The 24,681-nt window shown below is 71.5% G+C and carries 20 protein-coding genes and 1 pseudogene; 13 read left to right on the plus strand and 8 right to left on the minus strand.

The window, feature by feature from the left end; translation table 11 throughout:
* Positions 1-45 precede the first annotated feature (45 nt).
* From ACGFZQ_RS46920 to ACGFZQ_RS46955, 8 genes are all read left to right on the plus strand, one after another.
* Positions 46-690 (plus strand): UbiX family flavin prenyltransferase, encoded by a 645-nt coding sequence (locus tag ACGFZQ_RS46920; protein ID WP_382536007.1) that lies wholly within the window; start codon positions 46-48, stop codon positions 688-690.
* Positions 691-790: 100 nt separating this feature from the next.
* Positions 791-1,246, plus strand: coding sequence for an Lrp/AsnC family transcriptional regulator (locus tag ACGFZQ_RS46925; protein WP_351694208.1), 456 nt, complete (start codon positions 791-793; stop codon positions 1,244-1,246).
* Between the two features lie 42 nt (positions 1,247-1,288).
* Positions 1,289-2,452 (plus strand): aminofutalosine synthase MqnE, encoded by a 1,164-nt coding sequence (mqnE, locus tag ACGFZQ_RS46930; RefSeq protein WP_093499805.1) that lies wholly within the window; start codon positions 1,289-1,291, stop codon positions 2,450-2,452.
* Positions 2,453-2,612: 160 nt separating this feature from the next.
* Complete coding sequence (locus tag ACGFZQ_RS46935) at positions 2,613-3,137, plus strand: GNAT family N-acetyltransferase (protein ID WP_393845662.1); 525 nt, start codon at positions 2,613-2,615, stop codon at positions 3,135-3,137.
* Positions 3,138-3,212: 75 nt separating this feature from the next.
* Positions 3,213-3,518: a DUF4229 domain-containing protein gene (locus tag ACGFZQ_RS46940; protein ID WP_393845663.1), complete on the plus strand. Its 306-nt coding sequence runs from the start codon at positions 3,213-3,215 to the stop codon at positions 3,516-3,518.
* Between the two features lie 57 nt (positions 3,519-3,575).
* Positions 3,576-4,226 carry a TetR/AcrR family transcriptional regulator gene (locus ACGFZQ_RS46945; protein ID WP_351741044.1) on the plus strand — a complete coding sequence of 217 codons (651 nt, stop codon included), beginning with the start codon at positions 3,576-3,578 and terminating at the stop codon, positions 4,224-4,226.
* Between the two features lie 322 nt (positions 4,227-4,548).
* Positions 4,549-10,665, plus strand: a complete 6,117-nt coding sequence (locus ACGFZQ_RS46950; RefSeq protein ID WP_393845664.1) for a DNRLRE domain-containing protein — start codon at positions 4,549-4,551, stop codon at positions 10,663-10,665.
* 6 nt (positions 10,666-10,671) lie between these two features.
* A complete protein-coding gene (locus ACGFZQ_RS46955; RefSeq protein ID WP_351741040.1) occupies positions 10,672-10,914 on the plus strand; it encodes a hypothetical protein in 243 nt (80 codons plus the stop codon).
* Positions 10,915-10,972: 58 nt separating this feature from the next.
* Here ACGFZQ_RS46955 and ACGFZQ_RS46960 read toward each other — a convergent pair whose 3' ends face one another.
* Entirely contained in the window at positions 10,973-11,839 is an 867-nt protein-coding gene (locus ACGFZQ_RS46960; protein ID WP_393845665.1) for a MaoC/PaaZ C-terminal domain-containing protein, read from the minus strand.
* Positions 11,840-12,255: 416 nt separating this feature from the next.
* Here ACGFZQ_RS46960 and ACGFZQ_RS46965 point away from each other — a divergent pair, with 416 nt between their 5' ends.
* Positions 12,256-14,160, plus strand: a complete 1,905-nt coding sequence (locus ACGFZQ_RS46965; RefSeq protein ID WP_393845686.1) for an AMP-dependent synthetase/ligase — start codon at positions 12,256-12,258, stop codon at positions 14,158-14,160.
* Positions 14,161-14,190: 30 nt separating this feature from the next.
* On the opposite strand, the gene ACGFZQ_RS46970 is transcribed toward ACGFZQ_RS46965, so the two are convergent.
* On the minus strand, positions 14,191-14,928 hold the full coding sequence (locus ACGFZQ_RS46970; RefSeq protein WP_393845666.1) for a TetR/AcrR family transcriptional regulator: 738 nt from the start codon (positions 14,926-14,928) through the stop codon (positions 14,191-14,193).
* A 104-nt stretch (positions 14,929-15,032) separates the two neighbouring features.
* Between ACGFZQ_RS46970 and ACGFZQ_RS46975 the strand changes: the two genes are divergently transcribed.
* The gene (locus ACGFZQ_RS46975; RefSeq protein WP_393845667.1) at positions 15,033-15,878 is read left to right on the plus strand and encodes an NAD(P)H-binding protein; all 846 of its coding nucleotides are present in this window, start codon (positions 15,033-15,035) and stop codon (positions 15,876-15,878) included.
* Between the two features lie 161 nt (positions 15,879-16,039).
* A complete protein-coding gene (locus tag ACGFZQ_RS46980) occupies positions 16,040-17,062 on the plus strand; it encodes an NACHT domain-containing protein (protein WP_393845668.1) in 1,023 nt (340 codons plus the stop codon).
* Between the two features lie 98 nt (positions 17,063-17,160).
* Here the strand turns inward: ACGFZQ_RS46980 and ACGFZQ_RS46985 are convergent.
* From ACGFZQ_RS46985 to ACGFZQ_RS47010, 6 genes and pseudogenes are all read right to left on the minus strand, one after another.
* Positions 17,161-17,280: pseudogene (locus ACGFZQ_RS46985) on the minus strand (AzlD domain-containing protein); the annotation flags it as partial.
* 68 nt (positions 17,281-17,348) lie between these two features.
* Entirely contained in the window at positions 17,349-17,672 is a 324-nt protein-coding gene (locus ACGFZQ_RS46990) for a hypothetical protein (RefSeq protein ID WP_393845669.1), read from the minus strand.
* A 68-nt stretch (positions 17,673-17,740) separates the two neighbouring features.
* Positions 17,741-19,858 carry an MMPL family transporter gene (locus tag ACGFZQ_RS46995; RefSeq protein ID WP_393845670.1) on the minus strand — a complete coding sequence of 706 codons (2,118 nt, stop codon included), beginning with the start codon at positions 19,856-19,858 and terminating at the stop codon, positions 17,741-17,743.
* Positions 19,743-20,348, minus strand: a complete 606-nt coding sequence (locus ACGFZQ_RS47000) for a TetR/AcrR family transcriptional regulator (protein ID WP_393845671.1) — start codon at positions 20,346-20,348, stop codon at positions 19,743-19,745. Before ACGFZQ_RS47000 ends, ACGFZQ_RS46995 begins: the two co-directional genes overlap by 116 nt.
* 30 nt (positions 20,349-20,378) lie before the next feature.
* Entirely contained in the window at positions 20,379-21,026 is a 648-nt protein-coding gene (locus ACGFZQ_RS47005) for a class I SAM-dependent DNA methyltransferase (protein ID WP_393845672.1), read from the minus strand.
* 483 nt (positions 21,027-21,509) lie between these two features.
* Positions 21,510-21,713, minus strand: a complete 204-nt coding sequence (locus ACGFZQ_RS47010; RefSeq protein WP_003992177.1) for a cold-shock protein — start codon at positions 21,711-21,713, stop codon at positions 21,510-21,512.
* A gap of 317 nt (positions 21,714-22,030) precedes the next feature.
* Here ACGFZQ_RS47010 and ACGFZQ_RS47015 point away from each other — a divergent pair, with 317 nt between their 5' ends.
* On the plus strand, positions 22,031-22,879 hold the full coding sequence (locus ACGFZQ_RS47015) for a menaquinone biosynthetic enzyme MqnA/MqnD family protein (RefSeq protein ID WP_393845673.1): 849 nt from the start codon (positions 22,031-22,033) through the stop codon (positions 22,877-22,879).
* 42 nt (positions 22,880-22,921) lie between these two features.
* Positions 22,922-24,664 (plus strand): serine/threonine-protein kinase, encoded by a 1,743-nt coding sequence (locus ACGFZQ_RS47020; RefSeq protein WP_393845674.1) that lies wholly within the window; start codon positions 22,922-22,924, stop codon positions 24,662-24,664.
* Positions 24,665-24,681: the final 17 nt, after the last annotated feature.

Raw genomic sequence — 24,681 nt, forward strand, 5'->3', positions numbered from 1 at the left:
GCGCGCCGGTACGCTCAAGGTGTGAACGCAGGAGAAACACAGCGCGTGCCTTGGATCGTGGGGGTGTCCGGGGCGTCCGGTACGCCGTACGCGGCCGCTGTGCTGCGTGCGCTGCTGGACGCGGGCGAGAGCGTCGACCTGGTGGTCAGCCGGGCCTCGCGCCTCACCCTGCTGGACGAGACCGGGATCTCCTTCCGGGACGCGCACTGGCAGGACGACCTGGGGGAGTGGCTGGCCCGGGGGGCCGACGGCAAGCCGGGGACCTTCCAGACGGACCTGACGCGGGTGCGGTACTGGAACGCCGGGGACCTGGCCGCCGGGCCGTCCTCCGGGTCGTACCGGACCAAGGGCATGCTGATCGTGCCGGCGTCCACCGCCGCCGTCGCCGGGGTCGCGCTCGGGCTCTCCAAGGACCTGCTCCAGCGGGCGGCCAGTGTCAACCTGAAGGAGCGCCGGCCGCTCGTCGTCGCCGTCCGCGAGACCCCGCTGAACGGCCAGACCCTGCGGCACCTCGTCACCCTGGACGACCTCGGGGCGGTCGTCGTCCCCACCTCCCCGGCGTTCTACGCGGGCGCGACGCACATCCAGGACCTGGTGGACTTCGTCGCCGGGCGGGTGCTGGACGCGGCCGGTGTGGGGCACCGGCTGTACCGCCGCTGGGAGGGCGACCTCGGGGGCGGCGGCAAGTAGCAGAACCCGGCACCACCTGGCACCACCTGGCACCACCTGGCACCACCTCTGCAGTACCTCTCATCTACTTCGGGCACTTTCAGCGGAAGGCTTCGATCGCATGGACGCCGTGGACAGGCAGCTCATCCAGGCCCTGAGGGAGAACGGCCGGGCCTCGTACGCGGAGCTGGGGCGCCTCGTCGGACTGTCGGGACCCAGCGTCACCGACCGCATCAACCGGCTGGAGGCGGCCGGTGTCATCACCGGCTACCGCGCCACCGTCAACGCGGCCTCGCTCGGCCTCGGTGTCATCGCCCTGATCGGCATCTCCCTCTCCGACGCGGCCGACCACGAGGACGTGGCGCAGCGGCTGCGGGACCTGCCGGAGATCGAGGACTGCTGGTTCATCGCCGGCGACGACTCCTTCATGCTCAAGGTGCGGTCGACCAACGTGGACGGGCTGGAGAAGACCATCCGGCGGCTGTCCGGGACCAAGGGCGTCTCCCGGACCCGTACCACCATCGTGTTGTCCACGAAGTGGGAGAACCGGGTCGGGGAACTGCCCGAAGAGGTGTAGCCGTACGGTGGGGTGGTCGTGGTCGTGACGAAAGGTGTGGGCATGGACGTCGGGCTCAAGCGTGAGCTGGAGGAGAAGGTCAGGGCCGGTGAGCGGCTGACCCGCGAGGACGGCATCGCGCTGTACGAGTCGGACGACCTGGCCTGGCTGGGCGGCCTCGCCCACGAGGTGCGGACGCGGAAGAACGGCGACGTGGTCCACTTCAACGTCAACCGCCACCTCAACATGACCAACGTGTGCACCGCGTCCTGCGCGTACTGCTCGTTCCAGCGCAAGCCGGGCGAGAAGGACGCGTACACGATGCGCATCGAGGAGGCGGTGAAGCTCGCCAAGGCGATGGAGGGCGAGAACCTCACCGAGCTGCACATCGTCAACGGCCTGCACCCGAACCTGCCGTGGCGCTACTACCCCCGGTCGCTGCGGGAGCTGAAGGCGGCCCTCCCGGACGTCTCGCTCAAGGCCTTCACGGCCACCGAGATCCACCACTTCGAGACGATCAGCGGCCTGTCCGCCTCCGAGATCCTCGACGAGCTGATCGACGCGGGTCTGGAGTCCCTGACCGGCGGCGGCGCGGAGATCTTCGACTGGGAGGTCCGCCAGCACATCGTGGACCACCGCACCCACTGGGAGGACTGGTCCCGGATCCACCGGTTGGCGCACGAGAAGGGCCTCAAGACGCCCTGCACGATGCTCTACGGCCACATCGAGGAGCCCCGCCACCGGGTCGACCACGTGCTGCGGCTGCGTGAACTCCAGGACGAGACGAACGGCTTCCAGGTCTTCATCCCGCTCCGCTACCAGCACGACTTCGTGGACATGAAGGACGGCAAGGTACGCAACCGGCTCCAGGCGCGGACGCAGATGGCGACCGGCGCCGAGGCCCTGAAGACCTTCGCGGTCTCGCGTCTCCTCTTCGACAACGTCCCGCACGTCAAGGTCTTCTGGGTCATGCACGGCGTCCAGACAGCCCAGCTGGCCCTCCAGCACGGCGCGGACGACATGGACGGCTCGGTCGTCGAGTACAAGATCACCCACGACGCGGACAACTACGGCACGCCGAACAAGCTGACGCGCGAGGACCTGCTGGACCTCATCCGCGACGCCGGCTTCCGGCCGGTGGAGCGGAACACGCGCTACGAGATCATCCGCGAGTACGACGGCCCGGACCCGGCACGCAGGGAGTCCCCCCAGCCGATGCGGGTCTGAGGGAGCCGCGGGGGGTGCGTTCCCGGGTACGGGTGCGTCCCCTGAAGGGGCGCGGGGAACTGCGCGACAAGCCACGACGCACCCGCAGTCGACAACGCACCCTGGTCCGCATGGCGAAAAGTCGTCGCACCCGTCTCCGTGTAATGGATACCATCCGGTTATGCCCCTTACCTTCACCCTGGATCCCGCCGTCACCCCCGCCCTCCGCGACGGCATCCTCGACCTCTGGACCGAGGTGTCCAACGCCGGCGGCGCCGTCGGGTTCGTCGCCCCGGTGAGCCCCGAGGAGATCCGCCCGGAGCTGGTCAAGCACTTCGTCGCCATGGCCGAGGGCCGCCACCGGCTCCTCGTCGGCCACGACGACACCGGTACCGTCGCCGCCACCGCCTTCTTCTCCTTCAACACGCACCGGCTCATGAAGCACTGGGTGTGGCTGTACACGGTGATGGTGCACCCCAAGCACCAAGGGCAGGGCTACGGCCGTGACCTGCTCGCGGCCGCCGCCGACGCGGCCCGCGGCTTCGACGGCATAGCCGCGATACGCCTCGGCTGCCGCGGCGGCCACGGCCTGGAGAAGTTCTACGGCTCCTGCGGCTACCAGGAGGTCGGCCGCGTCCCCGCCGCGATCCGCGTCGCCCCCGGCGACGACCGCGACGACATCACCATGCTGCTCCCGCTCGTCTGACCCCGCCGCAAGATCGGTCTCGCGCCGTGCTTCACTGGACGGTGCCCCTTTTCGTCATCGGAAGACTGGATTGAGATGCTCCGCTACACGCTGATGCGCCTCGGTATCTTCGCGGGCTGCCTCCTCGTCGTCTGGGGCCTGGTCTACGCCGGCGCGTTCCCGCGTGGTTTCGGCGACTCCAACCTCCTGTGGGTCCTGCTGCTCTCCCTCGTCCTGTCGGCGCCGATCAGTTTCATCGTGCTGCGCAAGGAGCGGGACCGCGCCTCGGTCCAGGTCTCGCGGCGGGTCGACCGGATGAAGGCCAACATCGAGGCCAACCGCAGCCAGGAGGACGACGCCGTCGACGAGGCGGCGCAGGCGCAGGCCCAGACCTCTTCCTGAGCTTCCCGGGCTTCCCGGGCGACGCTCTCATCGCCGGCCCCCTTTAGGCTTTGCCTCATGGGTGCCGTGAAGACCAAGCGCATGCCGCGGGCGGTCCGGGAGCAGCAGATGCTGGACGCCGCCGTGCGGACCTTCGGGCAGCGCGGCTACATGGCCGCGTCGATGGACGAGATCGCCGAACTCGCCGGTGTCTCCAAGCCGTTGGTCTATCTGTACCTCAACTCCAAGGACGACCTGTTCACGGCGTGCATCCGCCGTGAGGCGACGGCGCTGACCGAGGCGGTCCGGACCGGCGTACGCCCGGACCTGCCCGCCGACCGCCAACTCTGGGACGGGCTGCAGGCGTTCTTCGCGCACACCGCCGAACACCCCGACGGCTGGTCGGTGTTGCATCTGCAGGCGCGAACACACGGTGAGCGGTTCGCCTCCGAGGTCGCCGCGATGCGCACGGAGATCGTGGAGTTCGTGACCCAGCTCATCGTGGTCGCCGCCCGTGAGGCGCGCCGCGATCCCGACCTGCCCGAGCGTGAGGTGGCGGGGCTCGCCGAGGCCCTGGTCGGCGCCGCCGAGTCCCTCGCGGCCTGGGCGAACGTCACTCCGGGTGTCACCGCGCGCGAGGCCGCGACGACCCTGATGAACTTCGCGTGGGCGGGCCTCGGCAACCTGATGGACGGTCGGCCGTGGCTGCCGCCGGTCACGGTTTCCTAAAGGATCCGTGGGAGTTCGGTGTGTCGGTCGCGGAGGGTTGGCGAGAAAGCGATGTCCGATCGGTGACTTCTGGCCTGGTTCCGTTTGGTGGCCATGTGGTGCCCCCATGGGGGAATGCATGGTTCCGTAGGTCATGGCCAGGTCAAGCAGGTCGTGGAGCAAGAGACTTGAGCTAAATCTGAGGACGCGTTTTACCTGGTCAGACGCGGTCTCGTTCACCTGGAATACATCTCGCCACCTTTCCCTCACTTCCCACTCAGGGGTGTGTTCCGCACCCCTGTTCTGTGTTGGAGGGGTGTTGAAGAGACACAAGCTGTGGCGGATGGACTCGCCACGCACAGTGAACCGGCTGAGACGGACCGCCCTCGCGGTGGCCGCGGTGCTGGCGGCGGAGACGGCGCTGCTGTCGCTGGGCACCGGGACGGCCTTCGCGGCCGGTTCCGGCTCCGGTGCGACGGAGCGGGCCGCGGCGTCGAGCGCCCGGCCGGCCGCGGCGTCGAGCGCCAAGTCGGCCGCCTCGTCGGCGGATTCGGTGGCTTCGGCGATGCTGATGGCCCGGACGCAGAACCGGAAGATCGAAGTCCTGTCGGAACGGACGTCCGACTCCACGACCTACGCGCTGCCGAGCGGGGAACTGCAGACGGAGGCGTACGCCGGACCGGTCCGTGTGAAACAGGACGGCAGGTGGAAGGAGATCGACACCTCGCTGTCCGACACGGGCCCCGACCTCACACCGGACGCGGCGGTCGCGGACATCGCCGTCTCCGACGGCGGTGACACCCGGCTCGCCTCGGTGACCAAGGGCAAGGAGTCCTTCGGACTGGGCTGGCAGGACAAGCTGCCCAGCCCGACCGTCAAGGACAACACCGCCTCCTACGACCTCGGCGGCGGCCAGACCCTCTCGGTCACCGCGCTCGCCCAGGGCATCTCGGAGAACATCCGGCTCGACCGGCGCCCGGCCGGTGACGCGGTGTCGTACCGCATCCCGCTGCACCTGGACGGGCTCAAGCTGTCCCAGGCGGACTCCGGCCATCTGCTGCTCAAGGGCCTGGACGGCAAGCTCGTCGCCGAGGCGCCGGCACCGATGATGTGGGACTCCAGCAAGGACAAGGCGTCCGGGGAGTCCGCGCACCAGGAGAAGGTCGCGACGAAGGTCGAGACCGCCGCCGACGGGTCGCAGACGCTGGTGCTGACGCCGGACCAGGACTTCCTGGCCTCGGCGGCCTACCCGGTGACCGTGGATCCGACCACCACCCTGGCGGTGACCACGGACACCTGGCTGCAGACCCCGGACTACCCGGACTCCCAGGTCTCCTCCCAGGAGCTGAAGTCGGGCACCTACGACTCGGGCGCCGACCTGGCCCGCGGGTTCCTGAAGTTCGACGTGTCGAAGTTCGCCGGCAAGCACATCACCGACACCAACTTCGCCCTGTACAACTACTACTCGTCGACGTGCGCCAGCACCGGCTCCGGCACCACCGTCCGCCGGCTCACCTCCACCTGGTCGTCCACGTCGGTGACCTGGGCGACCCGGCCGTCCTCCACCGGGACCGGCGCCGTCGTCAACCTCATCCCGCACGGCTACGACTCGTCCTGCCCGGCCGCCTGGGCCAACTGGGACATCGACGGCATCGTGCAGGCCTGGGCCGACGGCTCGCCCAACTACGGGCTGATGGTCTACGGCACGGACGAGAAGGACTCCACCACCTGGCGCCGCTGGCGCTCGGCGAACTACACCACCGCCGGCTACGCGCCGAAGCTGACGGTCACCTACAACTCGTACCCGTCGACGCCGAGTTCGCTCGCCCTGTCGCCCTCGCAGGTCGACACCTACAGCGGCACCCGGTACCTCACCTCCACCACGCCGACGCTGGCGGCGAAGGTCACCGACCCGGACGGGTCCAGCACCAAGGCCCAGTTCGAGATCACGGCCGACCCGGCGTTCGCGGACACCACCTACTCCTACACCGGCACGTCCGCGGCGGTGGCCTCCGGCGGGACGGCCAAGCTGACCGTCCCCTCGGCCAACGCCCTGCCGGCCGGCACCCATCTGCGGTACCGGGTGCGCGCCTACGACGGCACCGACTACGGCACGTGGTCCTCGTACGTCCCGTTCGCGATGAACACCGGTCTGCCCGCCGCCGCGGTGGTCACCTGTGACACCTACGCGAAGGACGGCTGGACGGCGAAGGCGGACGACGCGGTGTCGTGCACCTTCGACACCTCCTCGACCGACGGCGCCGGCTACTACTGGGGCCTGGACGACAGCAGCCTGCCGAACCGGAAGACGGACACCACCGACGGCAACGGCGGCGACGCCCTCACCGTCTCCGTCGACCCGGCGAACGGCTGGCACACGCTGTACGCCCGCACGGTCGACGTGGCCGGCAACCTGTCCACGGCGACCACCGCGTACTCGTTCGGCGTCGGCGCCGACGGAGCCGCGGTGCTGTCCCCGTCCGACGGCGACACCACCGCCCGCCGCCTGACCCTCGCGGCCAGGGGCCTGACCACCTACACCGGGGTCACCTGGCAGTACCGGCGCGGCGAGACCGACAGCTGGCACACCGTGCCGGTCGGCGATGTCACCGCCGGCGGCAACGCGGTGTCCGCCTGGCCGGTCCCCGTCACCGCCGGCACCGCCGCCAAGCTGGTCTGGAACACCGTCGGCTCGCTGGCCGAGGACGGCGTGATCCAGCTGCGCGCCGCCTTCACCGACGGCACCACCACCGGCAACTCCCAGACCGTCGAGGTCACCCTCGACCGCGACGCCGGCACCGCCCCGACCACCGCGGTCGGACCCGGCGAGCTGAACGAACTCACCGGCAGCTACACCCTGTCGGCCACCGACGCCGCCGCCTTCGAGGCGAACGTGGCGCGCACCTACTCCTCGCGTGCCAACTCCACCGCCACCGAGGGGCAGGCGCAGATCTTCGGACCCGGCTGGGTCTCGTCGGTCACCGGGCAGGCGGGCGACTACACCCAGCTGCGGAAGACCTCCACCACCTCGGTGGAGCTGCTTGGCGCGAACGGCGACGCGACCGCGTTCACCGCGACCAGCGGCGGCGGCTGGAAGCCGCAGACCGGCGCCGAGAACCTGACCCTGACCGGCTCGCTGGCCGGTTCGGCGTTCACCCTCACCGACACCGAGGCGCACACCACCGTGTTCACCAAGGCGGCGGACGCGGCCCCGACCTGGACCCTGTCCTCGTCGGCCACCGCGGCCGACGACTCCAAGGTGACCACCGTCTCGGAGACCGTCACCGCGGGGAACCTGACACTGGCCCGCCCCAAGTACGTCATCGCCCCGACCGGCGCGGTCCCGGCGGCCACCTGCCAGGCGGCCCCGGCCACCAAGGGCTGCCGGGTGCTGGAGTTCGTCTACGCCGCCGGCACCACCGGCACCGACTCCGCCTTCGGCGACCACACCGGCCAGGTCAAGGCGATCAGGCTGTGGGCCACCGACCCGGGTGCCTCCGCCGCCACCGCCGAGACCATCGCCTCCTACGCCTACGACGGCTCCGGCCGCCTGCGCCAGGAGTGGGACCCGCGCATCAGCCCCGCGCTGAAGACGGCGTACGGCTACGACTCCGACGGCCGTGTCACGACCTTCACCAGGCCCGGCGAACTCCCCTGGACCTTCGCCTACGGCAAGGCGGGGTCGGCGCTGACCGCGGGCTCCGGCATGCTCCTGAGCGCCTCCCGGCCGGCTCTGGCGGAGGGCACGACGAGCACCACGTCGGGCACGGCGACCACCACGGTCGTCTACGACGTGCCGCTGTCCGGCTCCACCGCCCCGTACCAGATGGACGCGGACACGGTGGCCGGCTGGGCCCAGGACGAGGTGCCGACGGACGCCACCGCGGTCTTCCCGGCGGACTCCGTCCCCTCCTCCAGCACCGGCGGTGACCTGGCCGCGAGCGCCTACGGCCGGGCCACCGTCACCTACATCGACGCGGACGGCCAGGAGACCGACACGGCCAAGCCCGGCGGCGCGATCACCACCACCCAGTACGACGAGTCCGGCAACACCGTCTTCGAACTCGGTGCCGCCGACCGGGCCCTGGCCCTCGGCAAGTCGGCCGGCGCGGACGACGAACTGGCCGGACTCGGCCTGACCGGCCTGTCCACCGCCGACCGGGCCCGCCGGCTGGGCTCCGTCTCCGTCTACTCGGCGGACGGCCGCCGCCTGACCGACGAGTACGGCCCGCTGCACCAGGTCACGCTCACCCAGCAGCTGACCGGCTCCACCAGCGCCGCCACGCTCGCCGCCGGCGCCGTCATCCCGGCCCGGGCCCACACGTCGTACAGCTACGACGAGAACCGGCCCGCCGACGCGGCGGTCTCCGACCTGGTCACCACGACCACCACCGGCGCGGCCGTGGAGGGCTACGGCACCGACGCGGACGCCCGTGCGGTCACCACGACCTACGACTGGTCCACGGGTGACGAGAAGGCGACCAGCGGCGACGACACCACCCACACGGTGACGGCCTACGACACCACGGGCCGGATCTCCTCGACCCGTACCACGGCCTCGTCCGGCTCGGACGCGGGCACGCTCGGCTACACCTACTACAGCGCGGACGCCACCGGCACCTGCGCCTCCGTGGAGTGGTCCGGGCTGCTGTGCCGGACCGCGCCCGCGGCCGACATCACCGGCGGCGGCAACCCCGGCCAGGCGGTCACCACCGTCTACACCTACGACCGCTGGGGCCGGACCGCGACCAAGGCGGAGACCGCCAACGGCGTGACCCGGACGACCACCTACACGACCGACACGGCGGGCCGGCAGACCCGGACGGCGATCACCGGCGGCACCGGCGAGACCACGCCGGCCACCTCGATCACGTACCACTCGGACAACGGCCGGATCGCGACCCGCACCTCCAACGGCCAGACCGTCGCCTACGGTTACGACGCCCTCGGCCGGGTCGCCACGTACGACGACGGGGCGGGCAACACCGCCCGCACGTCCTACGACATCCTGGACCGGCCGCTGAAGACCACCGACTCGGCCCCGTCCAGCGTGACCTACGCCTACGACACCGCCGGTGACGTCAAGACCCTGACCGACTCGGTCGCGGGCACCTTCACCGGCACCTACGACGCCGACGGCACCCTCGTCTCCGAGTCCCTGCCCGGCAGCTACGCCCTGACCGTCACCACCGACCCGGCCGGCCAGGAGACCGGCCGCGAGTACACCGCCCCGGACGGCACCACCGTCGCCTCCGACAGCGCCGGCTACGCGGTGACCGGCCGCCAGACCGGCCACACCCAGACGGCCGGCTCCACCACCCAGTCCGACTACACCTACGACAGCGCCGGCCGCCTCACCCGGGCCGCCGACACCACCGCGACCGGCTGCACCACCCGCGCCTACACCTTCGACGCGAACAGCAACCGCACCGGGCTGACCACGACGTCCGACGACTGCGACAGCGGCACCGACGACACCACGACCACCTCCACGTCGTACGCGTACGACAGCGTGGACCGCCTGGTGAACTCCGGTTACGCCTACGACGCCTTCGGACGCACCACCACCACCGGCGGCGGTACGAGCCTGTCGTACTTCACCAACGACCTGGCCCGCACCCAGACGGCCGGCACCAGCCGCACCCTGTGGGACCTGGACGCCGCCGGACGGCTCGCCGTGCAGCGGTCCCAGACCCAGGCGGCCGACGGCACCTGGACCACCGCCACCACCACGACCAGCCACTACGGCGACCCGTCGGACAGCCCGACGTGGAGCGCGACCGGCACCGGCGTCACCCGTGACGTCAAGGATCTGAGCGGCGCCCTGAGCGCCACCACATCCGCGGCCGGTTCCGTCGTCCTGGAGCTGACGAACCTGCACGGCGACGTCACCGTGCAGCAGCCGCTCGACACGAGTGTGGCGAGCACGGTCACGCACTACGACGAGTACGGCAACGTCCTGGACGGCACCACCGCCCCGGCCTACGGCTGGCTCGGCGGCAGCCAGCGGGCGGGCGCCGTGCTGACCGGCCTCACGGTCATGGGCGTCCGGCTCTACGACCCCACCACCGGCCGCTTCCTGCAGACCGACCCGATCGCGGAGGGCTCCCCGAACCACTACGGGTACCCTTCCGACCCGGTCAACATGGCCGACATCGACGGCCGTATCTGGGGCTGGCTGAAGAACATCCTCAAGGCCGGCCTGACGGGAGCGGTCAAGCTGTTCGTCGAGTGGGCGGTGGCCGAGTGGACGCCGTACCTGCTGCCCTGGCGGGTCGAGATCGCCGACTGCATCGCGGGAGCGTGCGCCACCTTCCTCTTCACCTCGGGCAACCTGAAGAAGAGGATCTGGTACTCGGTGGTGGGCTGCCTCGCCGGGATGGGGCTCAGCAAGGGCAAGCAGCAGAAGTTCTTCAACAGGGTCTGGTCGATCTTCAAGAAGTGGCGCAACAAGATATGAGGTGACGTGACCGGAACCAAGTTCAACTGGAAGAGGAGGGGGGCCGAAGCACTGCTCTTCGCGCTCTCCGTCCTCCTCGCCTACACCCTGGCCTCGGCCATCGCCTCCGCCGGCACGGCACGCAACGTGTGGTTCCTGGTGTTCATCCCGGTCATCGGCTTTCCCGTGCACAAGGCGGGAGAGGCCGTCGGCCGGCTGATCACCGGAAGCCGTCCGAACGGCGGCCCGACAGGAGGTGACGACCGCTAGGCGTTCCTCCGGGCCCGTCGTCCCGCACCTGTGCGGGGCGGCGGGCCCACCGCATGTCTCAGGTGGCGAGCGGCAGCACCCGTCCCTCGACATGCACCCGCTTCGGGCCCCGCAGCTCGAACCGTCCGGTGCCGTCCGCCGCGTACGCCACCGTGCCCGGCAGCAGCACCGGCGCCCGGAACTCCGCCTCCACCCGGGCGCGTTCGGGCACCCCGTGCGCGGCGAGACAGCGGGCCACGGTCCACATGCCGTGCGCGACGGCCCGGGGGAAGCCGAAGAGCCTCGCGGTGAGCGGGTGGAGGTGGATGGGGTTGCGGTCCCCGGAGGCGGCGCCGTACCGCCGCCCGACATCCCCGGCGATCCTCCACTCCTCGACCACCGGCAGCGGGTGCCGGTACTCCGGGTTCTCCCGGTTCTCTTGGCTCTCCTGGGGTGTGCCGCCGCCGACCGTCGTGGTCCGGTGCCGCGCCAGATACCTGCTCCGCGACGCCCATACGACGTCCTCGCCGACGCGCGCCTCGGTGACGACGGTGGCCTCGGTGCCGCGCCGATGGGGGCTCAGCTTCTCGATGTGGACGCAGAGTTCGTACGTCCCCGCACCGGGCAGCTCGGCATACCGCTCGATCTCGACCGAGGTGTGCACCAGGCCCAGCAGCGGCAGCGGAAAGTCCCGCGCGCTCATGAGCCGCATGGCCAGCGGGAACCCGAGGACGTGCGGGTAGGTGACGGGCAGCCCGTCGTCGCCGGTGGCGAAACCGCAGACGCGTTCGTAGGCGGCGAGCCTGCCGACGTCGGCGCGGAGGGCGGGGAGCACGAGGCGGGTCCGCGGGAAGGGGGCGTCGGCCGCCGGTCTCTTGAAGGGCGACCGCAGCGCGCCACGCGCGAGCAGGGGCCCGAGGGCGGGCGGGCCGCCGAGGACGATCACCGCGCCTGCCCTTCCCGTGGCCGTCGGTGCGGACGACGACAGCGGTCCGACATGTCCGTCCCCCCGGATCGTCCAATTGCTGACTCTGGAGTAAGGTTACCCGAGGTAAGTCTATGTCACAGCTGTCAAGGTCCGGAAGTGGGCCCTAATGTGAGAGGTCCTCACGTAACCTCCGGTATTGCACAGGCCCGGCCCCGGACCATCCCCGAAACCCCACAACCCCGCCACAGCGGCCCCGTACGATCTCCAGACCTAACCGCCGGTAACCCCTTTCTGAGGTCCGGCCCCGGTGAACGCCTCGATGCGCGAGGCGCGTACGACATGCAGCAAGCAGTTCACCCGCTGCACGCCCGAGGAGCCGCCCCGTGTCCACTTCCTCTTTCCAGAACGCCGCCCCCGTCTCCCCGGGGACCGCGATCCAGGCCACGGACTACGACGGGAAGCCGATCCTGATCGAACCCCTCGTCCAGCGGCTGGACGGGGTGGTGCGGGAGGCGTCCGTACCGCCGTTCGCGCCGCCGGTGCGGCACGGCTCGCTCGCCGACCTGCCGTTCGAGAACGCGGAGGCCGAGCCCGGCGCGATCGTGCTCAGCCGCAAGCCGGCTGCGGGCGAGGGCCGTTGGGAGCAGGTGACGGCCGCCCAGTTCGCCGCGCAGGTGCTGGCGGTGGCCAAAGGGCTGATCGCGGAAGGCCTGATGCCGGGCGACCGGATCGCCGTCATGGCCCGGACCACGTACGAGTGGACGCTCCTCGACTTCGGCGCCTGGGCGGCCGGCCTGGTGACCGTCCCGGTCTACCCGACCTCCTCGGTCTTCCAGACCCGCTGGATCCTGCACGACTCCGGTGCCGTCGCCCTGGTCACCGAGGCCTCCGCACAGGCCGCCGCGCTCGGCCCCGAACTGGACCGGCTGCCCGACCTGCGCCATCTGTGGGTGATGGAGAAGGGGCACGTGGACCGGCTCGCGGAGGCGGGCGGGCACGTCCAGGACGCCGAAGTGGCCGTACGGCGGGGGATGTTGGGCCCCGACACCATCGCCACCCTCATCTACACCTCGGGCACCACCGGCCGCCCCAAGGGCTGCGCCCTCTCGCACGGCAACTTCTTCGCCGAGGTCGACAACGCGATCGAACTCCTCTACCCGATCTTCAAGGCCCGCAACGACGACGAGGTCTCCATCCTCCTCTTCCTGCCCATGTCCCATGTCTTCGGGCGGATGGTGGCGATCGCCTGCATACGCGCCGGGGTCCGCCTCGGCCACGCCCCCAGCCTCAAGGCCGAGGACCTGCTCCCGGACCTGGCCGCCTTCAGGCCGACCTGCCTGCTCACCATCCCGTACATGCTGGAGAAGGTCTTCAACACCGCCCGGGCGAAGGCGGAGGCGGGCGGCCGGGTCACGGTCTTCGACCGGGCCACCGGGGTCGCCCAGCGGTACGGCGAGGCCCTGGAGGCCAGCCAGACCGGCACCGGCAGCGGCCCCGGCCGCGCTCTGAAGACCGCCCGCGCCTTCTACGACCCGCTGGTCTACCGCCGTATCCGCACCGCCATGGGCGGCCGGGTCCGCCACATCATCTGCGGCGGCTCCCCGCTGGGCCGCCGGCTCGCCGCGTTCTACGCCGGCGCCGGCATCGAGATCTACGAGGGCTACGGCCTGACCGAGACCACCGCCGCCACCACCTGCACCCCGCCCCTCAAGCCCCGGCTGGGCACCGTCGGCTGGCCGATGCCCGGCACCAAGGTCCGGATCGCCGCCGACGGCGAGATCCTGGTCGCCGGCGACCACGTCCTGCGCGGTTACTGGGACCCGCAGGCCGGCGGGGTCGTCCCGGCGACCCGGGACGGCTGGCTGGCCACCGGCGACCTCGGCGAACTCGACGACGAGGGCTACCTCACCATCACCGGCCGCAAGAAGGAGATGCTGATCACGGCAGGCGGCAAGTCGGTGGCCCCCGCCCCGCTGGAGAACTGGCTCCGCTCCCACCCGCTGATCTCCCAGGTGATGCTGGTCGGCGACGGACTGCCGTACGTCAGTGCGCTGATCACCCTCGACCGGGACGGCCTCACCCACTGGCGTCAGATGAACGGCAAGCACCCGGTGCCGCCGGAACTCCTCCTGGACGACCTGGAGTTGCAGGCGATCCTGCAACGGGCCGTCGACGAGGCCAACAAGCTGGTCTCCCGCCCCGAGTCCATCCGTCGCTTCACGATGCTCCCCGTCGACTTCACCGAGGAGGCCGGGCATCTGACCCCCTCGATGAAGCTCCGCCGGGAGGCGGTCATGAAGGACTTCGCGACGGAGATCGAGAGCCTCTACGCGAAGTAGTCCACGTAGCCCACGTAATCCACAGGGCCGTCAGTCTGTGTTCCGGCTGCCGTCGGCGAGGCGGTCCAGCCACTCGCTCATGAGGTGCTGTTCCGCGCGGCTGAGGGTCGTCTGGTCGGCGAGGCCGGCGCGCAGGGCGCGGGCCGCACCGGCCGGACCGGTGGTCCGTACGGCGGGCTTCTCGTTGGTGATGGCCGTGACCATGGCCTCGCGGAGGGTCGACAGCAGGGCCGGGTCGCGCTCGGACTCCGGCATCGACAGCCAGGTGAGGACGGCGCCGCGGGCCGTGGCGTGGATGACGTTGGCCGCGAGGGTCTCGCTGACCCGCAGCCGGCCGCCGACGGCGAGCCGCCGCACCCGGCCCTTCAGGATCCCGAGCCCGGTCTGGAAGGCGGCCGAGTCGCCGCGCGTGGCGTCGCTGTACATCAGCGAGTAGAGCGCGGGGTTCTCCAGGCCGAACTCGACCGCCAGGTCCCAGCTGTCCCGCAGGTCCTGGATCGGGTCCTCGGGGTCCGGGTCGACGCGCTTGCTCGCGAGGAACGCGGCGAAGCCGTGCTCGGCCACCGCGTCCAGCAGCCCCTCCTTGTCACCGAACAGCCGGTAGAGGGCCGGGGGCTGGAGCCCCGCGGCGACGGCGACCGCGCGGGTGGTGACGGCGTCCCGCCCGTCGCGCTCCAGCAGCCCGATGGCGGCGTCGATGACGCGCTGACGGGTGTCCGGGGCGGAGCCGGTGGCGGCAGGGGTCGTGTCACGTGATCCGGAAGCCATGTATCGACGATAGCGCGCACTTGATTCCATCGTTAGTATCAGTGTTACGCTCAATGTGTTTCCATCGATACTCATCTTCTTGTCGCCTCTCCCTGGAGGACATCGTGATCATCGTGACCGGAGCCACCGGACAGCTCGGAAGCCAGATCGTGGAGCGGCTGCTGGACCGCGTACCGGCCGAGAGGGTCGGCGTCAGCGTCCGCGACCCGAAGAAGGCGCAGTCCCTCGCGGACCGGGGCGTGCGGGTGCGGCGGGGCAGCTTCGCCGACCCGGCCGGCCTGGCGCACGCCTTCGAGGGCGCGTCCAGGATCCTGATCGTCTCCGTCGACCGGATGGGCGAGGAGACCGTGCGGCAGCACCGCACCGCCATCGACGCGGCCGTCGCGTCCGGCGCCCGCCGCATCGTCTACACCGCCCAGATGGGCGCCGGCCCCACCTCCCGCTTCCAGGCCTGCCGTGACCACGCGGCCACGGAGCAGGCCCTCGCCGCCTCGGGCGTCCCCTGGACCTCACTCCGTAACGGCTTCCACGCGGCCAGCGGGCTCCATTTCCTCGCCCCGGGCCTGGCATCCGGGGAGATCGCCCTGCCCGCCGACGGCCCGGTCTGCTGGACGGCCCACGCCGACCTGGCGGAGGCGGCCGCCGTGATCCTGGCCGGCGAGGACCGCTTCGAGGGCCCGACACCTCCGCTCACGGCCGCCGAGGCACTCACGTTCGCCGACCTGGCCGACCTGGCCGGCGTCACCAGGACCACGATCCCCGACGACGAGTTCCGGGCGCGGCTGGTGGACGACGGCACGCCCGACGCACTGGCAGACCACCTGCTGACCATCTTCACGGCCGCCCGCGAAGGCGAGTTCGCCACCGCCGACCCGACCCTCGCGGAACTGATCGGCCGCGAACCGATCAGCATGCGGGCGCTGTTGCGCGAGCGGCTGTCCGACGAGTGACCTCCGGGGCGATCCGGAATGCCGCCAAGAGCGTTATCGCCTGCCGTACCGGCCGCCGCGTGGCCTCTTCGCCGAACCCATGGTGGCGGGAGCAGCTGGGCAGTATCAACATGGCAGCGGTGACCGGCAGTTCAGGCTTGCCAGGAGGGGGCGGCACGGGCATGGCAGGCGCGGGATCGACGGTTCTGGCTCGCATCGGCCTGGTCACGCTCACCATGGCTCCTCCCGGTGCTCTGGGGGTGGCGTACCACTCCGCGGTCGCGCGGCATCCCGTGCTCGCTGCGGGCCTCCTGGCCGGTTATGAACTGCTGGTCGTCCTGGCGGGCTTCGCGGGCAAGGTGTTCGGCGAGCTGCAGGGGCGCTGGGTGACACGCGTGGCCGACGTCGTCGACCGCTGGGTGCAGCGGCGGACGTCCCGGTTCGAGCAGGCGTATCGCAGGCACGTCCGCAGTACGCACCGGTTCGTCGACCTGAAGGGGCTGGCCACCCGCGGCGACTACACCCCGGGCCTGGAGGAGGTCTTCGTCGACGTCAGGCTGGCGCCCGGTCCGGTGCACACGGCGGAGCGGGAGTCCCTGGCCGGTCCGGTGACGGCATCCGCAGCGGTACCCGTACGGCAGTCGATCGACGAGTTCCTCGACCAGCAGGAGGGTTCATGTCTGGCCGTCATCGGCGCCCCCGGTACCGGCAAGACGACCCTGCTCAAGCATCTGGCGCTGCGCCTGGCCAGTCCGTCACGCGGTCGCGGGCGACGCCCGCTTCGCGACCTTCCGGTGCTGCTCTACCTGCGTGACCACGCCGCGGCCGTCACTGCCGACCCCGCTCTCACGCTCCCGCAGATCATCGCGGCCTCCGTGGCCGGCCTGGAGCCATCGGAACCCGCGGGCTGGTTCGAGCAGCAACTGAAGGACGGCCGTTGCCTGGTCCTGCTCGACGGGCTGGACGAAGTCGCCCGCGAGGAAGACCGCCGTCACGTCTCCACGTGGGCGGAGAGACAGATCGAGCGCTACGAGCGCAACGACTTCGTTCTCACCTCCCGCCCACACGGTTACAAGACCGCCCAAGGTCGGTTCTCCCGGCGACGCGATGGCGAGCATCGACTCGGACAGGTCGAGGCCGACGACGGACCGACGACGGACGGGCCCAGCGCGGCCAGGCGGCCGGTGCCCCGGCCGGGGCCGTAGCCGAGGTCGGCCACTTTCCCGCCCGCGCCGACCAGTTCGGCGCAGGTGGCCAACAGGGCCTGTTCCAGTGGTCGGTTGGTCAGTCCCGCCGCCCAGCCGACCCCCGCCGCCCGCAGCAGCGCCGTCGTCGCCGCCGCTCCGGCGATCACCACGACGAACGGCGCCTTCCGCCACGCCAGTACGCCGCCTGCCGGCACCCCGGCCGGGCGTGCCCACCCCCGCGAAGCCGTCACGATGCGGCGGCTCTCGTGCGAGCGGTCGGCCAGGTGAGGATCCCGCCCGCCCGCTATCCGTGTGTCACAGGGCTCGGGCACGCCTCGCCGGTCTTCACGACGCGCACGGTGACCGGCGTGGTGAGGCTGTGGCGGCCCGGCGGGGGCTGCTGTGAACAGACCGTCCAGTTGCCGCCCAGCACGGGGACGCGGTGCCGGCCGAGGGCGTCCGTACCGGCGAGCTGGCGGAACCCTGCGTCCCGGGCCGCCAGTTGGGCCGCGCGCAGGGGCATCCCGCGCAGGTCCGGAAGCTCGGCGGTCCGCTTTCCGGCGTGCCGGGACAGGGCCAGCAGGGCGATGACGACCGCGAGGGTCAGGAGGGCGGGACCTTTGCGCATGGGCGTCTCCCCCGGGGCGGATTCGTGGCGCTGCGCCCGCAGCCGGGGTGCGGGCGCAGCGGCCGGTCTCAGTTGACGCTGGTGAACCCGGCTTCCCTGGGCGCCGGTTCACGGTCCGCGGGGGCGGCGCCGGTCAGGTGCTCGCCCTCGATGTCGACGTGCGGCAGGCGGCGGTCTATCCAGCGGGGTAGGGACCAGGCGCGGTCGCCGAGGAGGGCGAGGACCGCCGGGACGATCGTCATGCGGACCACGAACGCGTCGAAGACGACCGCCGCGGCCAGGCCCAGACCCAGCGACTTGATCAGTGCCTCGTCGCCGCTGATGAAGCCGCCGAAGACGAACGTCATGATCAGCGCGGCCGCGGTGACGACCTTGGCGCTGTGCCGGAAGCCCTCGACTATCGCCTCGCGCGGACCGGCCCCGTGGACGTAGGCCTCGCGGATCCGGGTGACCAGGAAGACCTGGTAGTCCATGGCGAGGCCGAAGACGATGCCGACCGTGAGGATGGGGACGAGGCTCATGATCGGGCCGGTGGTCTGCAGCCCGAACAGGTCCTTGAACCAGCCCCACTGGAAGACGGCGACCATCGCGCCGAAGGCGGCGAGGACGGACAGCAGGAAGCCGAGGGCCGCCTTGAGCGGTACCAGGAGGGAGCGGAAGACGAGGATGAGGACCAGGAAGGCCAGGCCGACGACGAGCAGCATGTAGGGGATGATCGCGCTGGCGAACTTCGCGGCGATGTCGATGTTCAGGGCGGTCGTGCCGGTCACCAGGGCTTCGGCACCGGTGGCGGCACGGGTGTCCGCGGTCCGGTCGCGGAGGGCGTGGACGAGGTCCTTGGTCGCCTCGCTGGAGGGGGAGCTCTTCGGTACGACGGTGATGATCGCCGTGTCGCCGGCCGGGTTGTAGACGGCCGGGGCGACCGCGACCACGTCCTTCGCCCCGCCCATGGTGGCGGTGAGTTCACCGACGGCCTTCTTCGCCCTCGCCGGGTCGGAGTCGCTGACGACGACCGTGAGCGGGCCGTTGAAGCCGGGGCCGAACGACTCGGCGAGCATGTCGTAGGCCTTGCGCTCGGTGGTGGCGGGGGGCTTGGAACCGTCGTCGGGCAGGCCCAGCTGGAGCCTGGTGGCGGGCAGGGCGACCAGGATCAGGCCGGCGACCGCGACGAGCAGCACCTTCCAGGGGCGACGCAGGACGAAGACCGCCCAGCGTTCGCCGAGGGGCTTCTTCGTGACCGTCCGCGGCCTGCGGGCGGCGCGGCCGAGAACGCGTTCGGGAGCGAGCGCGAGCAGCGCCGGGACCAGGGTGACGGCGATCAGGACGGCGACGACGACCGCACCGGCGGCGGCCAGGCCCATGGCCGTGAGGACCGGAAGATTCACCACGGCCAGGCCGACCAGGGCGATGACGACGGTCAGCCCGGCGAAGACCACGGCGGAGCCGGCCGTGCCGTTCGCACGGGCGGCCGCCTCCCGGGCGTCGTGTCCGGCGGCCCGTTCGGAGCGGTAGCGGGAGACGATGAACAGCGCGTAGTCGATGCCCACCGCGATGCCGAGCATGGTCGCCAGCCCCGAGGTGCTGCTGTTGAGGTCGAGGGCGCTGGTCAGCGCGGTCAGGGCGCTGATCGTGATACCGACGCCGATCAGGGCCGTCAGCAGCGGCATCCCGGCCGCGGCCAGCGAGCCGAAGGTCATGACCAGGATCACCGCGGCCAGCACGAAGCCGATCGCCTCGGCGGAACTGCTGGACTCGGCGGCCGCCAGCGCGTCGCCGGACGCCTCGACGGTCAGCCCCTGGGCACGGGCCGCGTCGAGGGCGTCGTCGAGGTGCCGGTGGTCCGCGTCGGTGAGGTCGGCGGACTTGGCCTTGTAGGTGACCTGGGCGTAGCCGGTGGTGCGGTCGGCGCTGACGGTCTTGGCGGTGAAGGGGTCGGTGACCGAGGCGACGCGCGGGGAGGAGTCCCGCAGGTCCTTCAGCAGCGCGCGGACCTCGGCCTTGGGGCCGCCGCCGGTCAGCTTCTCCCCGTGCGGCGCCCGCAGCACGACCCGGGCGCTCGCCCCGGAGGCGTTACCCCGCCCGCCCCGCGAGCACCGGGATCGGTGCCGCGGTGCCCTCGTGCAGCATGGTGATGATCCGGTCCGCGTAGTCGGCGGGCGCCGTCTCGTCGAGGCTGTCGCGCGCATGGTCGTGCGCCAGGCCGACGATCGTGAGCGTGAGGTGGGCGGCGGCCGCGTTCCACAGCTGGTCCCGGCCGCTGCGCTCCGCGATCGCGTCCTCCAGCAGCAGCCGCTCCCGGTACACCAGGTCCCACAGCCGCGCCCGCGGCCCGGGCGCGCGGTCCAGCTGCGCCCGCAGCCGTCGGATCCGGGCCAGTTCGTCAGGATCCAGGTCGAGGGCGGCATGCACGACCCGTCCCAGCGAGACGGCGACGGCCTCGCCCTCGGGCCGGGCCCGGAGGAGCCCGGCGAGCACGCCGACGGTGCGTTCGAGCGGGTCGAGCAGGATCGCGTCCTTGTTGGCGAAGTACCGGTAGACCGTGGAGACCGCCACCTCGGCCCGCTCGGCGACCTGCTCCAGGGTGGCCGCCTCGTACCCGTCCCGCTCGGCGAGCGCGATCATGGCGTCGTAGATCGCGGCCCGGACCTTCTGCGCCTTCTTCTCCCTCAGCCCCACGCGGCAACCGTAACAGAATGGGAAGTCTTCTCATTTTTTACCGGTCTGCGCGAACAGGAACGCCTGCGGGGTCGTTTCACCGAGGGCGGTGTCGGCCTCCCGTACCGTGCTGGAGTGGAGCGTGAAGCCCGCCTCGGTCAGCAGGCGCGCCATCTCCTCCGGCCGGCGCCGCTCGAAGTCCAGCGCCACCGGATGCCCCCACGGATCCTCGTGCCGGCGTGGCACGTCCCCCGCCTGGAAGGCGAGCAGCAGCCGGCCCCCCGGCCGCAGCACCCTCCGGAACTCCCCGAACAGCGCCGGCAGCCGGTCGGCGGGCGTGTGGATGGATGAGTACCAGCACACCACCCCGTCCAGCGCCCCGTCCGCCAGCGCCAGCTCCAGCATCGACCCCGGTACGAAGCGGAGGCCGGGGTTCTCCCGACGGGCGATGGCCAGCATCGACTCCGACAGGTCGAGCCCGAAGACCGACAGCCCGAGGCCGGCCAGCCGGGCGGTGACCCGGCCCGGCCCACAGCCCAGGTCGGCCACCTCCCCGCCCTCGCCGACCAGCTCGGCGAACGCGGCCAACAGGGCCCGCTCCAGCGGCCGGTCGGTGAGGTCCGCGCGGAAGTGGTCGGCGTAGTCTTCGGCGACCGTGTCGTAGAAGGTACGGGTGGCGGCGAGGAAGTCGGCGGTCATGCCCGCGGACACTAACGGCCGCCACTGACAACGGCCCGGCTCGCCGCGGCGCGAGGCCACCGGCCGGGCCGGCGGAGCCGCCGGTGTCGGGCGTTCGGGTGATGCGGGGCGGGGGAGGGGGCCCGGGCGCGTCGGAGGGGGTCGGCATCGCCGTCGTCCGGCTCTCCGTCCGGCCGTTCGCCACCCGGTGTGCCCGGCGCGGCGCATGGGCCCGGGACGGGCATTGCGTCGTTTGCGGTGGGCAGGTGGACGCGGGGTCACGCGGGGCGGGCGTCGAATTGAACCCGGGGGGATTTCCGACGTGTCGCGGGGATGTTCCGCATTCCTGCGGAGGCGGCGGTGTCCGGCGCCGCATTCGTGCGCGTGACGCGGCGCATTCGGGCCGGCGGGAAAAGGCAGGAGCCCCGTCGCCGGAAGGCGCGGGGCTCCTTGGGTACTGCACTCAGTCTGAGATCAGACTTGTGGGTGTCTGGATCAGTGAGATCAGACGGGGGTGACGTTCTCCGCCTGAGGGCCCTTCGGACCCTGCGTGACGTCGAAGCTCACCTGCTGGTTCTCCTCGAGCGAGCGGAAGCCGCTCGCGTTGATCGCGGAGTAGTGAACGAAGACGTCCGGGCCGCCGCCCTCTTGGGCAATGAAGCCAAAGCCCTTTTCGGCGTTGAACCACTTAACGGTTCCGGTAGCCATAAGCCCTCCTTGGGCCCAAAGGGTCGCCCTGCTCCAGAACCTGCAAGTGTGAAAACAAACTAAGTGCCGCACAACTGCATACGTCTGAAAACGACGAGAGCCTGCGGTTACATGCTCCGCAGGCTCTGTACTGCAAGGGAAACCAAACTGCAACTTGCGGCGAGCCTAGCATGTGGGCAGCCGAAAGCAACAGAGGCCAAGATCACGTCACCCGGACGTTTGAACGGCCTCGCAAGTGGGTTGACGCCCGGGGTGGCTTCGGTGCCGACGGCGGGGGCGGTCTCAGCACCGTACCTCATGGGGTCTAGTCTCGCGATGTGGACAATTCTCGCACCCGGCCGCGCGTCGGCCACATCCAGTTCCTGAACTGCCTGCCCCTCTACTGGGGGCTCGCGAGAACCGGCACCCTTCTCGACTTCGAGCTGACCAAGGACACCCCTGAGAAGCTCAGCGAGCAGCTGGTGCGCGGCGACCTCGACATCGGGCCCATCACCCTCGTCGAGTTCCTGCGCAACGCCGGCGACCTGGTCGCCTTCCCGGACATCGCCGTAGGCTGCGACGGCCCGGTGATGTCCTGCGTGATCGTCTCGCAGGTCCCGCTGGACCAGCTGGACGGCCGCCGGGTCGCCCTCGGCTCGACCTCGCGCACCTCGGTCCGCCTGGCCCAGCTGCTGCTCGCCGACCGCTACGGCGTCCAGCCCGACTACTACACCTGCCCGCCCGATCTCAGCCTGATGATGCAGGACGCGGAGGCGGCGGTGCTCATCGGCGACGCCGCCCTGCGCGCCAACCTGCTGGACGGTCCGCGCTACGGCCTCCAGGTCCACGACCTCGGCACGCTGTGGAAGGAGTGGACGGGCCTGCCGTTCGTCTTCGCGGTGTGGGCGGCCCGCCGGGACTACCTGGAGCGCGAGCCGCACATCACCCGCGAGGTGCACGGCGCCTTCCTCGACTCCCGCAACCTCTCCCTGGAGGAGGTCGCCAAGGTCGCCGAACAGGCCGCCCGCTGGGAGGCCTTCGACGAGGCGACCCTGGCCCAGTACTTCACCACCCTCGACTTCAGCTTCGGCGCACCGCAGCTGGCCGCCGTCGAGGAGTTCGCCCGCCGGGTCGGCCCGACGACCGGGTTCGCGGCGGATGTGAAGGTCGATCTGCTGGAGGCCTGACAGGCAATAGGCTGCTGCCCGGACTTACTGGGGGGTGGGGGCATGCAGCCGCTGGCGGGTGACGAACCTACGGTCGTCGGGCCGTACCGGCTGCTCGGCCGGCTCGGCTCCGGCGGCATGGGCCGCGTCTATCTGGGCCGTTCGGCCGGCGGCCGGACCGTCGCCGTGAAGATCGTGCACCCCCACTTCGCCCTGGACGAGGAGTTCCGGGCCCGCTTCCGCCGCGAGGTGGCGGCCGCCCGGCGGGTCGGCGGCGCCTGGACGGCACCCGTCCTGGACGCCGACCCGGACGCGCCGGTGCCCTGGGTCGCCACGGCCTACGCGGCGGGCCCGTCCCTGGCGGCCGCCGTCGTGGACGGCGGCCCGCTGCCCGCGCATTCGGTACGGGCGCTGGGCGCCGGCCTCGCGGAGGCGCTGGCCGCCGTGCACGAACTGGGCCTGGTGCACCGGGACGTGAAGCCCTCCAACGTGCTGCTGACCCTCGACGGCCCGCTGCTCATCGACTTCGGCATCGCGCGGGCCACGGACGGCACCGCCTCGCTGACGTCGTCGGGCGTCTCGATCGGCTCCCCGGGATACATGTCCCCCGAGCAGATCCTCGGCAAGGGCGTCACCGGCGCCGCGGACGTCTTCTCGCTCGGCGCGGTGCTGGCCTACGCGGCGAACGGCCGGCCGCCCTTCCCCGGCGACTCCTCGGCCGCCCTGCTCTACAAGGTCGTCCACGAGGAGCCCGAACTCGGCGCGCTGAGCGGCGAACTGCGGGAGGTCACCGAGGCCTGCCTGGTGAAGGAGGCCGGCGCGCGGCCGGGCCCCGGCGAGGTGGCCCGGCGGCTGGCTCCGGAGGGCGCCGCGCGGCTGGTGACGGGCGGGTGGCTGCCGGGGGCGCTGGTGGAGCGGGTCAGCCGGAGCGCCGTGGAGGTGCTGAACCTGGAGGTGACGGGGCCGGGCGTGGCGGTACCGGCGTCCGGTCCGGTGGACTTCAGCACGCCTTCGGTGGACGCGTCCGGAGGCGGTACCACGGGCGATCCCACGGGTGCGTCCGCGGGGGCCGCCACGGGGGGTTCTGCGGGCGTTGCCGCAGGCGTTCCCGTGGCGGGGGCGTTCGGGCCGCCGCCGACGGTGCCGCCCGCGGTCGTACCCGAGCCGCGTGACGCCGTGCCGTCGGCCGTATCCCCGGGGAAGGTCTCGGTGAGCGTCGCCGCGACCGCCGTACCGGCGGGGGAGGGCGGCCGCGGGCGCCGGGTGAGCTGTACGGTCGCGCTCGCGGTGGCCGGGGCGCTGGCGGTGGTGACCGTCGGGGCGGGCTTCCTGCTGAAGCCGTACCTCGGCGGCGACGGCGGCGGCCCGCACAACGACAGCGGCGCCACCGCCAAGTCACCCTCGGCGTCGTCCTCTTCTTCGTCCCCTTCTTCGTCCTCGTCGGGCAACGGGCCCGTCCCGGCCGCCTACCTGGGCACCTGGGAGGGCTCGGCCACCGCCCTGGACGGCAATCTGCCCATCGGCACCTTCCGGGTCACCGTCCAGCAGGCCAAGGCCGGCCGGGAGCTGGGCCGACTGCGCCAGACCGACCAGCTGGGCGGGGTCTGTACGGACGTCCTCACCCTGAAGTCGGTGACCGCCGAGAAGCTCGTCGCGACCTCGAAGGGCGTCGAGGGCAACCACGACGGCTGCGACCCGGACCCCACCACGGTGTACCTGACCCCGAAAGACGGCAAGCTGATCTACACGTCGAACAGCTCGGCGGAGGGAAACCCGACGGCGGTCATGTCAAGGGCGGGGGACTGAGCCCCCCGCCCAACCGC

This window comes from Streptomyces sp. NPDC048254 (assembly GCF_043201895.1).
GTDB lineage: Bacteria > Actinomycetota > Actinomycetes > Streptomycetales > Streptomycetaceae > Streptomyces.